Raw genomic sequence first — 12,444 nt, forward strand, 5'->3', positions numbered from 1 at the left:
ACTCATGCTTCAGCATATTGTTATCCTCCAGTTTACGTTTCCTGAAGCGCCGAGTAAAGAGGCTGTGAGTATGACGACCTAATTTGCAGCCCGATGCAAAATGTACAGTTCCCTTGTGCACCCCGAATTCCTAATTTGCAGTTACGTTCCCGGCCGGCATTGTTGATAATAAGGCTTAGGAATTTAACCGCGAAGCATTCAACAACAAACTCAAGGAAGTGAGAACAATTGCACAAAGTCATATCCAGACATGCCCTTCGTTTCAAATCGAGTCTCGGGCTGACGATGCTCGCTTTGCCCGCTATTGTATTTATTTTTGTGTTTTATTATATTCCGTTGTATGGGCTTGTTCTTCCGTTTAAGGATTACAATTTCGCACAGGGGTTTTGGAGTAGTTCCTGGATCGGACTCAAAAATTTCGAGTTTCTGTTCAATTCCGATCTGGTGCGAATCGTCCGCAACACAGTCGTCATGAACGCCCTGTTTATCATTATTAACGTAATTGTCGAGGCGACGGCGGCCCTGCTGCTGTTTGAGCTTGGCAAAAGAGCGAGCAAGACGTATCAGACCATTCTGTTCCTGCCTTATTTCATTTCATGGGTTGTCGTTTCCTACGCCCTCTACGGCTTTCTTGATCCGGATCTGGGCATTATCAACAAGTTTATCGCAGCGATGGGCGGCGAAGCCGTGATGTTTTACAACGAACCCAAATACTGGATGTTAATTCTGGTGTTTGCTAACGTATGGAAACTACTCGGTTACGGCACCTTGATGTACTACGCGGCCCTGATGAGCGTCGATTCCGAGTATTACGAAGCGGCCAAGCTGGATGGAGCCAGCCGCTTTCAGCAGGCGATTCATATTTCCTTGCCGATGATTCGACCGATTATCATCATTATGGTGATTGTATCGATCGGAAATATATTTTACGCTGATTTTGGTCTGTTTTATACCGTTCCGCAAGACAATCCGATGCTGTACCCTGCCACGGATGTCATTGATACTTATGTATTTCGGGCGCTTCGGGTGTTAGGCGATTTCGGCATGTCTGCGGCGGCAGGATTGTTCCAGTCCGTATGCGGCTTCATTCTGGTGCTGCTATCCAACTATATAATCGGCAAAATCAGCAGCGACGATAAAATGTTTTAGGAGGGCTTCACTTGAAAACCGTTACTGGAACCGTTGCCAGCATCCCCCCCGTCAAAAGAGAGCGGCCACAGCGCTTTTTCCTTGCGGTTCACCTTATCTTTATCCTGTTGTGCGTCATCGTGACCGTGCCGTTTGTGATCATTCTCGCCGCCTCTTTTTCCGAGGAGACCTCCCTGTATCGCGACGGGTACTGGCTATGGCCGCATCAATTTTCTCTGGACGCCTATGAAGTCGCGTTCGCCAACAGCCGCCAATTGATCCAGTCGTATACGGTCACCATTGCGACGACTGTCATCGGCACAGCGCTGGGTCTTTGGTTGATGACGACACTAGGTTATGTACTCAGCCGGACCGACTACAGGTACCGCAACTCTTTGTCCTTCTATGTGTTTTTCACCATGCTGTTCCGGGGAGGCCTGGTGCCAACCTATATTCTGGTCGCCAAATGGCTTGGCATGCAAAATACCATCTATGCGCTCTTTGTGCCCGCGCTTGTTAACGCTTTCTATGTGCTGATTATGAAGGGCTTTCTCAGAAGCATCCCGAATGCGCTCTACGAGAGTGCCAAGCTTGACGGCGCCAGCGAGCTGAGGATCTTTCTCAGGATCGTCATCCCGCTTTCGACTCCGGCGATCGCTACGGTCGGCTTGCTGACGGGGCTGCAATTCTGGAATGACTGGTTCAGCAGCATCCTCTATACGGACGACAGCAATCTGCTGACGCTGCAAGCCATGCTTTACCGGATGCTTAGCAATATGCAGTTTCTCAGCGTCATCCAACCGGCCGGCCTTGACAGCTCGATGCTTCCACAGGCTTCTTTCCGGATGGCCATATGCGTGCTGGCCGTGGGGCCGCTGCTATTCGTGTTCCCTTTCTTTCAACGCTTTTTCACGAGAGGGCTAACCGTAGGTTCCATCAAGGGTTAGGATCGCCGGTCTCCGTTTGCAAAGCTTGCGGATGACCGTTCACATACAAGTACAAACAACATGGGAGGTTATGAAATGAGAATCAGGCATTTGGGGAAAACTGCCGCCACCGTCTGCATCCTTATGGCCTTTGCCGTAACGACGCTGCTGGCAGGCTGCAGCAGCAACGGCGCATCAACCGGCAATTCGGGCGGCAGCAGTCCGTCCCCAGCTCCGGGCAGCAATGCGGAAAAGTCGGACAACGGGGAATTTGTGACGCTTACCTGGTATATGACGGCGCCGCTTGATCCGCGTCCGAATGAAGAGAAAGTAATGGCCTATCTTAACGGCGTACTCAAGGAAAAGCTCAACGTCAACCTCGTTTTCAAATTTATCGATGGCGCCACTTACGTTCAGAAAATGAAGGTCGCTTCCGCAGCAGGAGAGGAGTTTGATATTTTTACTGATCTCAATCAGCTCGGTTTCAGCCAGAATGTATCCACGGGCATGGCGATGGAGATCGACGATCTGCTGGCAAAATACGGCCAGAATATTATGAGCAAGGTTCCGGGTCAGGCCTGGCAGGCCGTTACCTTTAACGGCAAGAAATACGGCATTACCAATCCCAGCGCATGGGTAAGCTCCTACAACATCGCCTTGCGGCAAGATATTGTTGACAAATACGATATCGACTACGCAAGTATTCATTCGTATGAGCAGCTTGAGCCGATTCTGAAAATGCTCAAGGAGAAAGAGCCTAATCTGATTCCGTTCCTTGGCAATTTCGCTATGCCCAATACGATGGACACTGTCTCGCCGATGATCGGCTACGACAATCTGGACGGGCAATGGAAATCGATGCTGGACAACCCGGAATGGCTCAAGCTGCAGAAGCTGCAGCACGACTGGTACAACAAGGGTTATATTCCGAAAAAGCAAGTTACCGATTATATCGCCGAATTCAAATCCGGCCGGTATGCCGGAACAACCTATCATATTTATGACGCCTCTTTCGCCAAGGTGTCCACGGATCTGGCGACGCCGATGGTCTCGACGCCGCTTGATTTTACCCATTACGTCACCGGGTCGACCATCCGCAGCGCGGTCAACTATATCAGCACCACAAGCAAGCATCCCGAGCGGGCAATGATGCTGTTGGACCTGCTCTATAAGGACAAGGATTTGTTCAACCGCTTCTGCTACGGTCTGGAAGGCGATGACTGGGAGTACGTATCCGGTAAAGGGACAGACAACCCGACAATCAAGACGAAGGATAAGCTCGAATGGGCGATCTGGCATCCCTTTATCGGCAGCTTATGGGATCAGTGGCCATCCAACTGGAATAGCCAGGAAGTGCTGAACGGCTTGCTGGAAGCGAACGAGAAGTCCCAATACTCGCCGTTCGTCGGCTTCACCTTCGATTCGACGCCGGTGAAAAAAGAGATGGCCCAGATTGACGCAATCTTTCCCGAGATCGCCACCCTCTATATGGCCAACGATCTGGACGCCAAAATTGCCGAGTATAAAGAAAAGGTCAACCGGGCGGGCCTTGACACTGTGCTGGCTGAAATCAAGAAGCAGGTTGAGCTCTGGAAAAAAACAGGAGGAAATTAACACGCTCTCTTTGCTTCGAAACTGGCTTTTTCCAACTTGTGCGAAAAGAGGTTGTCAGACATGTCCATGAAAAAAATCGTCCTCTCTTCAACGTTCGCATTGTTTCTGATGATGGCGGCGGCTTCCGCAGCCTATGCCGCCACTTATTACATCAGCAGCACAGGCTGCAGCGACAGCAATCCGGGCACCTCCCCGTCCGCTCCCTGGTGCAGTCTGACGAAAGTCAACTCACTGACCTTACTTCCGGGGGATCAGGTGCTGTTAAACAGAGGCTCGACGTGGATAGGCCAGCACATGAGCTTCAAGAGCAGCGGCACCGCAGCAAACCGTTTGACGCTTGCCGATTACGGGCCACCCGCCAATCCCCGCCCGCGGATTGTCGGCAACGATTCCAATGCCGAGCGGATGATCAGCTTTATCAATCCATCCCATTGGAACATTCGCAATCTGGAGGTTTCAAACGCCGGTGTCGGAATATATGTGTTGTACAGCACCTTGTCTAATGAAGATCTGCATTTCGATCAGATTTACGTACACAATATCCGGGGGGTCTGGGCTGGACATACGATCCCGTACCCGGGGCCGCTAAATGACACCGTTCCTTTCGACCCGATTGCGGCACGGGATTCCGTCTTTATGTCATCTGGAATACTGGTGACGGCTGCAAATATTCCGGTTGCCAACGGCGGTTTTGAGGCTCCGGCAACCAGCACATTTGTCTATGGACCTTTTACAAACGGATGGACGTTCAGCGGCAATGCCGGCGTTCAACACAACGGCAGTTCATGGGGAGCTCCCGATGCGCCTCAAGGGGATCAAACCTTGTTCTTGCAAGGACCCGGATCGGTTAGCCAGACGGTGAACTTTCCGTATGACGGATTCTACTCCATTAAATTTCATGCTGCCAATCGGATAAATGCCGGAGGCGAGCAAACCTTCAACGTGTATGTGGACAATACGCTGATCGGCAGCTTTACCCCCGCCACGGGGAGCTTCGCCCCGTACGCGACAGACGGCTTCCAAACAACGGCCGGCAATCATACGATCCGTTTCGCGGGCGCGACATCGGGCGATTACACCTCCTTCATTGACGCGGTCCATATTGCCATCGCCTATGACGATACGCAATACGCGGCGCGCAACCTCACCTTCACCAATATTGAGGGAACGCGCAATGTAGACAGCATTTCCATCGATCCGTGGAATGGAATGGACTCGCTTACGCCCGGCTCGCACGGGAGCAAGCTGTTCCAGAATATCGTCATGAAAAATCTTTAGTTGCACGACGATGATGGGCATGCAGGAGCAGCCTATCAGAATGCGATTCTGGGGTGCAGCGACTCCCTGCGTTTGTCCAGCGTCTCAAATGTTACGATACTCGATTCGATCTTGAGCAACGAAGCGGCCTGCTACACGTATTCCGGAACGGCAGCCGTCATTCTTCAGCGCGTCAAGGATGTGACCTTTGTCAACAATATGCTGGTGCACGTACCGGAAACGGGCAGTCCCGACCAGACAGCGATCGATCAGGAGTTTTCCACGGAAAACGTGACCGTGCGCAATAACTATATTGCCGGCAATGCTGGACCCGGTCTGGAAATTTTGAATATCCACGGGGGCGATCCAGATGATCGCAGCATCAATACGGTGTTCGAAGGCAACCTGTTTTCGCAAAACGGGAAAGGGTCGGTATACTGGCTTTCCGGCGGGACGACTCCAGTATCACCAACGGGCACGTTCAGCAACAACCTGAGCTATGAGCCCGGACAACCGTTTTTCTCCAGCAACATCGGCATCAGCGGCCCATTTGGGTTTGCCAACAATGTCAAACTAAGACAAGCGGGCTATTATGCCGCCAATGATTTCTCGGGCACGCAAGGCGGGAATCAATGGAAGTACCAATATAATCTTAACGGCACCTGGACCGATCTGATCTATGACGCCGAGAACAACTGGTGGTCCCATCATGCCGCTTATCCTTGGCTGCAGCGCGTCAAGCAATTCTCCATGCATCCCGGAAATTGCGCCTCCTGCGACGTCGCGAGAGTATGGGTGGCACCGGTTTCCGGGACGGTGAGCATTCGCGGCAGGGCGCTCAAATGGGACACCGGCGGAGGTGACGGCGTTACCGTCCGCATCAATAAGGTGTCCGGCGGGGTCGTAACTCAGCTTTGGCCAGCGTCGGGGGCATACCATATTGGACCGGCGGACCAGACAGGCGTCGACACCAGCATCGACCTTGTCCAGGTATCGGCAGGCGACGAGATTCGCTTTGAGCTCAGCAGCGGTTCGAATGGGGACGAAAGCTATGATGAAACAAGTTGGTCGCCGGCGGTCGCCTACCGCTTTATCGCCTACGATTGGAGCTTCAACACAAACGGCAACACGGAAGGATGGACAAACGGCAATCAGGTATCCCAGGCCGTGTCGGGAGGCGTAAATACGTTGACTTCCACCGGAAACGATCCGTATATCTATTCGGCTCCCAATCTGAATATCGATGCGTCCGCCTACAAAACGGTAACGATTAGAATGAAAAACAATTCATCATCCAATCAGTCCCAGATATTTTTCACCACCAACGCTGATACAACCTGGACACCAGCTAAAAGTCTTTTGCAAACCATCAGTACGAATGACAACGATTACAAGGAGTATACGTTCGATTTCTCAGCAAATGCCTCCTGGACCGGAACGATCCGGCAGCTCCGGTTTGATCCGATTACTGCAAGCGGCACGGTGAATGTGAATTATATTCGCGTCGAGTAAACGCGAAGATAGAAGCGATGGGCAATCAGATTGGAACACAAAAGTGGCAAGCCTGAAGTATAGTTGAATCACCGACAACTAGGCCGTCGAAGTAATCGACGGCCTTCTGGGCATATAAAGAAAGCAAGATCGTAGCCTGGGACTAGGTTGGTGGTTATGCACCGCGGCGTTTTTTCGTTCGTTATGACCGTTAAGCTGGACCATACCATTAGTGACGGCAAGATTTCCCCCGAAACAACTGATGCTCAATAAGTTAGAAACGGAAAAAAGGGAAACTGAAATCTGTAATCGAATCAATAGGGATGGACTGGAAAGAGATATTGTTCAAGTACAGCATACAGATAACAGGCAACCGCTGGGCTGCTGAGGATCTAACGCAGGATGCCATTGTTAAAGTGATCGAGACGGTCCGAAGGAATCCGAAGAGACCTATTATGAGGTATTCATCTTGCTCAGCTTAAGACATCGAACGGTCAATTGCATTTTACGTTCAGAGATCCCGACGGAAATATATTTAATGTCATTTCAAAAATATAAATAATGAACCCATTTTATGGTATTTAGGGAATTGTGAGCTATCGACTGCTGATTTACGCTGATCGTTGGTTCAGATGAAATTGGCAGGCTGGTTTAATAACTGTCCGGGCCTTCTATTCGGAAGAAGCGATGCCAATCAGCCTGTCGAGAATTATACGGCGGAGGATATTTACCAAGAGCTATATGAGGAACTACAGGTTCCAATAATCTACGATATAGATTGCGGGCATGTTCCGCCACAAGTCACTTTCATTAACGGGGCATATGCTGAGATTGAAGTAGGAGGTGGCAAAGGCTCCGTAAAGCAAATTTTTAAATCCTAATGACTCCGTGGCGGAATAGAAGCAACGAAGGAAGTGAGTTTTATGAAGCAACGACAAACGTACTTTTGGATGGGTGCATTAAATGAGGAAGACATTCATGGACTTATTCAACTTTCTGCATCTGTTGGATGGGATTACGATGAAAGAGAAATTAGTACAGCCATGTCTGTAGGAACAGTCTATGGGCATAAAGACGAACAAGGTAAAATTATATCCAGTGCAGCGATTATTCCGTATAATCAAAAGTTGGCGTCTATTGGAATGGTAATCGTTAATCATAACTATAGGGGGCTTGGATTAGGCAGTGATTTAACAACGTCGTGTATTCAATCCGTAGCGGATCATGTTACGATTATGCTTATCGCTACTGAAGAAGGAGTTCCACTTTACGAAAAATTAGGATTTCATACTGTTACCTACGTTCATAAATTTCTCTGCGATAAGTATGTGCCCTTAGACCGTGAAAATGAAGATATGGAGTACGAGATACGTCCATTCACAGAGACTCACTTAGAGCAAATTCGAGAGTTGGATCAAAAGGCATTCGGAGCAGATAGAAGCGTATTCCTTAAATCACGATTGCGGCAAGCAAAAAAAAGTGTAGTTGCCAGACAAAAGAACGGAACGTGTCTGGGTTACGGATTCAGTATTGAAGGACCAGTCAATTTAATTCTCGGGCCCATTATAAGTACTAATTATGATGTGGCCTATCGTATCTTGCATGAGCTTGCCAATGAGCACCAAGGAAAGTTGAGGATTGACGTGCCTGACGGGCAGGAAACCTTTATGCAATACCTGGAAAGGGTCGGATTTAGAAAGGTGAGCCAGCCCCCTGTAATGATAAAAAACTCCAACAGCTTACCAGAGAGAGAGAATACGTTATATAGCATATCTGCTCAGATCTTTGGTTAGAAGTTTGAGGCGAATGTTATCTTCGTGAAGATTATTGGAAGTATTTAAGTGATGCTATTATTTATGATGTATCATGCTGCCAGACTATTTTCAGATCACGGTAAAAATGTACTTATTGAGGCATTATGGTAGAAAGGCCTGAGATTAAACCTCATTTTGAAAAAGTGAAGAAAATCTTTACTGGATATCCGATATATATTGTTGAAGTGTTTTGCCCATTGGAAATTTGCCGCCAAAGAAATATTGAACGCGGAGATAGAAGCGAAGGTCAATCAGATTGGCAACACAAAATTATGGCAAAAGATATACCATACATTGTACTGTCAACACACACTTAAATACTCCGGAAGAATGCGCAGATTCGATTCTAAAAGAGTTGTTTGGCAAGCCTGAAGTATTGAGCGTAATTATTGATGGCAAAGTTGTAGTCAGCCTACAACTAAAGTAGCAGAACAATCATAAATGCTACAAGGTTTGAGCTGCTAAAAATTGTCCTACAGTCTTTTTTACATTAACAGAAACGATAGCTGAATCACCGACAACTAGGCCGTCGAAGTAATTGACGGCCTTCTGGGCATATTAAGAAAACAAGACCATAGCCTAGGACTAGGTTGGTGGTTATGCGCCGCGGCGGATTTTTTCACCGTTGTGACCGTTAAGCTGAACCGTGTCACAAGTAATGGCAGTTTCTTGAGCGTAGACTTCTAAGGTTTGACCGCTATCCACTGTTATGATCTGACCGGTCATTGCTTCCTGTTCCAAAGCTGCGCAGATCATGGCAGCTATATCTTCGGCGGTCGATATGCGTTGCAAAGGAAGATGGGGAGCGAGACGGCTCATTTGCGCTTCCCTCCCACCATCTAGTAGCAACAGCTCCGGGAACGATGCAGTTCACTCTTATCTCGGGAGCCAGAGAGCGTGCTAACGATTTCATGAGCCCATGGACAGCTGCTTCGGACACGGCGTAGGGAAGGGAGGAACCTAGCCCTGTTTGTCCTGCAATGCTGCCAAGATTGACGATCGCGCCTTTTTGATTTTTCCTCATGAAGGGGGTGACAGCTCGCGCGCAGTAAAACATGCCTTTCAAATTCACGTCGAATAACTTATCCCATACTTCATCCTAACTCCAAATCATCCATTGGTATATATGTGTGGTAATACTGGAGTTATTAACCAGCAGATCAACTGTACCGAAATGCTGGACAGCAGTTGCGTCAACAGAACCCTGTCCAGAAAATCTTTCACAATTAATTGTGCCAGCTATGACTTGGGTAGTATTTGAAGTGAAGGTTCTCTGGGAGAAGGAAAAGTGGCATCGAATTTATGGAGAATGGTTTCCTTCCTCGGGATATGAGCAAGTTGAGGGTCCAATGATACAAGTAGGTCCTGAAATCAAGGTAGGTAGAGAATAACAGTTGATGACAGAAGAAAAAGAAGTTGAGTTATGGGTTCCTGTTGTTAAAGTTCGTTTAACGTAGGCATGTTCATAGAAAGGGCCGTCCCACCAGGATAGCCCTTTAACTTGACGTTAGAGACAGCGCGGTGAACACAAAGGAGAAAAACGAAATTGAAAATCAAAGAAACAGGATTCATTTTATTTTTAGAAAATTATGAAGAATGTCCAATTCTACCCTTGATTTGAATTTCTGGACTCATTGATTCTCTTTTCCTTCCAAGATTGTATTTCCATACAGTAAATGTACGCGGTGGATAACCAAGGTAGATATTCTTTATAATGAACTTTCCTCTTTTATTGCTTTAGACAATAACGTATTCTTGAAGGATAGTCAGAATGGAGGGATACAGTGTTCCAAGTATACGAACTTAGAGATGAAGTCGAACTTTTTGAAAGCGTTGTCCTCATGTTTTGGAGCCAATGGGGAACCGATAAGAATTATAAGTTTTATTACGACTGTATACTTCATTCAATGAAAACAGGGAGCGACGTGCCACGTTTTTATATTGCCATACAAAATAATTCGATCATTGGTACATATGCGTTACTAAGGAATGACTTGATCAGTCGCCAAGACATCTTTCCGTGGCTTGCTTGTTTGTATGTCGTACCTGAATGCAGGGGACAAAATATTGGCGCCAAACTACTGCAACACGCACTTCACGAAACCCGGAGAATGGGATATGACAACCTTTACCTCAGCACAGATTTGGACGGCTATTACGAAAAGTTTGGGTGGGTCCACTTAACTAACGGTTATATCTTTAATGGCATAGAAATGAAAATTTATAAGGCCTTTACTACAACAAATACGTTCACGCATCCATATCCGGAGATCCAATCCATTAAGGAATGCCCTGAACGTCGAGATGCATTCATAGCATACATTTCTGAAGCTTGGCCCGCCGTGAAGAGCACCACGCTCACCCAATTGGAAGAAAGTTTAGCAACAGCAAACGCTTTGCCATTGACCTTCTTGATGTTAAAGAACGACCGGATTGTCGGCTTTTATCAATTGATTGAACAGGAAAACCTAGTTCGAAAAGATTTATCACCCTGGATTGCACCATTGTTCATCGATAAGAGCGAGAGAGGGCGGGCTCTAGGAGCGATGCTTTTACAACATGCAAGGAAAACGGCAGGCCAATTGGGGTATAAAAAGGTCTACTTAACTACGGACCATATTCGATATTACGAGAAGTATGGTTTCCGTGAGATTGGACTTAGTAATTTTGAGTGGGGACGCCCCAGCAAAATATATGAGCATGATGTTTTACTGTGACGGAAACAAAATGACAGAATGCTGTTTTCGGGGGAGATTGTATGCTAAATTTTCTTTACCATTACTTCGATGACTTAACAGGACCTTTTCGAAATTTATCCGATTTAGAACCAGAAGAAGCGGAGAGAGTCCTTAACGATATTCGGGTCAATAAGAAAGGATTTGCCAGCAAAAGATCCGCAGATTATCTTGCAATTCGACGAAGTCTCGAAGAAACCGCAAGGGAATTGTTTATATTGAAGGGTGGAAAACCTGTACGCAATTATCCTCATTATATGACTGTTGGAGAATGTCCATGGCTCTTGGAATGGTTTGAAAAGGGTAAGCAACTTTGTATACCAATAAAAGATTTCGACCCTTGTTCCATCAGCTTTACTTATGGAGATTTGTTTCCAACGATGAGATACCAGGATGGAAAAAAATATCGAGGTCAAGTTTATACGTTAGATGAAGTTAATGAAATCATTAATGAATTCGGATTGCCTCAGGAATGGAATTCTTTTGGGAATAACGGACCCGAGAGGTATATCGAAGTACAGGTTTGGGATGATAAGCCATTGAGCCGATGGTTACTTAACTAAAAAAGACGATAGTTGAGTTGCCACGCCAGAGCAGTTTCGGATTGAGCAAAGAAGGTTGACAATTATGCGCCGCGGCACCTGTTCGTGTTATTATGATGGAACTCGTAAAGGAGATGCTGTTTTGACGAAGACGACATCCCATAAAGAAACTGCTGCGTATGTTCAGAAGCATTGTCATTTTTTATTGAACTAACAAGGACGTCAGCTATATACGTGAGGAGTGAGATCTAATGCAAGCAATGCGATTGAAACTGGAAGCGTATATTAACGAATATCTGGAATTGTGGGACTTTTACGGCGCTATTCAAGTCACCAAAAAAGGCGAAGTGCTTTTCGAAAACGCATATGGATATGCAAGTATCGAGTTTGGAATTAAAAATGAAATAAATTCGCGCTTCTCAATCGCTTCCATGTCAAAACAGTTTACTGCCTTTGCGATTATGCTCCTATATGAGAAGAAAATGCTGTACATAGATCAATCTGCACAACTATACCTCCCTGCCGAGATGAAGATTGACGAGTCGATCACTGTACATCACTTACTATCGCATACCTCTGGTCTATATAATTTTCATAATTTTGAAAATGATTTTTTTGCCGGATACAACAGAATGGATTATTCGCGAAACGATTTTTTCCGGGAGTATATCAATAAAAAGCCTACAAAGCCACCGGGCACGGCATATGATTACAATAACTCAAACTATAATTTGCTTGCATGGATGATTGAACATGTTTCGGGAGAGAAATATGAAGATTATATTCGAAACCACATATTTCTTCCTTTGAATCACTAGCGTTGCATAAAATCTCGGTATACACAAAAGTGAATATTCAGAAAATGGGTTTTTTCGGTGAAATCCAAAAGGTCGAACAGCCCTTAAAGGTAGTCCTTCCATTTGGTTAAATTATGTAA

Annotated in this window: 11 protein-coding genes and 2 pseudogenes; 12 read left to right on the top strand and 1 reads right to left on the bottom strand. The window is 46.6% G+C overall.

The window, feature by feature from the left end:
* The first annotated feature begins 228 nt into the window (after positions 1-228).
* The 8 genes and pseudogenes from ACFQ0N_RS34810 to ACFQ0N_RS34845 all read left to right on the top strand — a co-directional run bounded on the left by ACFQ0N_RS34810 (position 229) and on the right by ACFQ0N_RS34845 (position 8,547).
* Positions 229-1,149 (top strand): ABC transporter permease, encoded by a 921-nt coding sequence (locus ACFQ0N_RS34810; RefSeq protein ID WP_379334721.1) that lies wholly within the window; start codon positions 229-231, stop codon positions 1,147-1,149.
* An 11-nt stretch (positions 1,150-1,160) separates the two neighbouring features.
* Positions 1,161-2,075, top strand: a complete 915-nt coding sequence (locus tag ACFQ0N_RS34815) for a carbohydrate ABC transporter permease (RefSeq protein WP_379334722.1) — start codon at positions 1,161-1,163, stop codon at positions 2,073-2,075.
* A gap of 75 nt (positions 2,076-2,150) precedes the next feature.
* Positions 2,151-3,668 carry a DUF3502 domain-containing protein gene (locus ACFQ0N_RS34820; protein ID WP_379334723.1) on the top strand — a complete coding sequence of 506 codons (1,518 nt, stop codon included), beginning with the start codon at positions 2,151-2,153 and terminating at the stop codon, positions 3,666-3,668.
* Positions 3,669-3,728: 60 nt separating this feature from the next.
* Entirely contained in the window at positions 3,729-4,946 is a 1,218-nt protein-coding gene (locus ACFQ0N_RS34825) for a hypothetical protein (protein ID WP_379334724.1), read from the top strand.
* The gene (locus ACFQ0N_RS34830) at positions 4,947-6,437 is read left to right on the top strand and encodes a right-handed parallel beta-helix repeat-containing protein (RefSeq protein ID WP_379334725.1); all 1,491 of its coding nucleotides are present in this window, start codon (positions 4,947-4,949) and stop codon (positions 6,435-6,437) included. It begins immediately after the preceding gene.
* A gap of 527 nt (positions 6,438-6,964) precedes the next feature.
* Positions 6,965-7,297: pseudogene (locus ACFQ0N_RS34835) on the top strand (LD-carboxypeptidase); the annotation flags it as partial.
* A 42-nt stretch (positions 7,298-7,339) separates the two neighbouring features.
* Positions 7,340-8,209: a GNAT family N-acetyltransferase gene (locus ACFQ0N_RS34840; RefSeq protein WP_379334726.1), complete on the top strand. Its 870-nt coding sequence runs from the start codon at positions 7,340-7,342 to the stop codon at positions 8,207-8,209.
* Between the two features lie 125 nt (positions 8,210-8,334).
* Positions 8,335-8,547, top strand: coding sequence for a phosphotransferase-like protein (locus tag ACFQ0N_RS34845; RefSeq protein ID WP_379334727.1), 213 nt, complete (start codon positions 8,335-8,337; stop codon positions 8,545-8,547).
* Between the two features lie 367 nt (positions 8,548-8,914).
* Here the strand turns inward: ACFQ0N_RS34845 and ACFQ0N_RS34850 are convergent.
* A pseudogene (locus ACFQ0N_RS34850) lies at positions 8,915-9,413 on the bottom strand (SDR family NAD(P)-dependent oxidoreductase); the annotation flags it as partial.
* A 49-nt stretch (positions 9,414-9,462) separates the two neighbouring features.
* Here ACFQ0N_RS34850 and ACFQ0N_RS34855 point away from each other — a divergent pair.
* The 4 genes from ACFQ0N_RS34855 to ACFQ0N_RS34870 all read left to right on the top strand — a co-directional run bounded on the left by ACFQ0N_RS34855 (position 9,463) and on the right by ACFQ0N_RS34870 (position 12,325).
* Entirely contained in the window at positions 9,463-9,621 is a 159-nt protein-coding gene (locus ACFQ0N_RS34855) for a hypothetical protein (RefSeq protein ID WP_379334733.1), read from the top strand.
* A 393-nt stretch (positions 9,622-10,014) separates the two neighbouring features.
* Positions 10,015-10,947: a GNAT family N-acetyltransferase gene (locus ACFQ0N_RS34860; RefSeq protein WP_379334728.1), complete on the top strand. Its 933-nt coding sequence runs from the start codon at positions 10,015-10,017 to the stop codon at positions 10,945-10,947.
* Positions 10,948-10,988: 41 nt separating this feature from the next.
* Positions 10,989-11,528, top strand: coding sequence for a hypothetical protein (locus tag ACFQ0N_RS34865; protein WP_379334729.1), 540 nt, complete (start codon positions 10,989-10,991; stop codon positions 11,526-11,528).
* 230 nt (positions 11,529-11,758) lie between these two features.
* Positions 11,759-12,325, top strand: coding sequence for a serine hydrolase domain-containing protein (locus ACFQ0N_RS34870; RefSeq protein ID WP_379334730.1), 567 nt, complete (start codon positions 11,759-11,761; stop codon positions 12,323-12,325).
* Positions 12,326-12,444 lie beyond the last annotated feature (119 nt).

It is taken from the genome of Paenibacillus sp. GCM10027626, assembly GCF_042676285.1.
Lineage (GTDB): Bacteria > Bacillota > Bacilli > Paenibacillales > Paenibacillaceae > Paenibacillus_Z.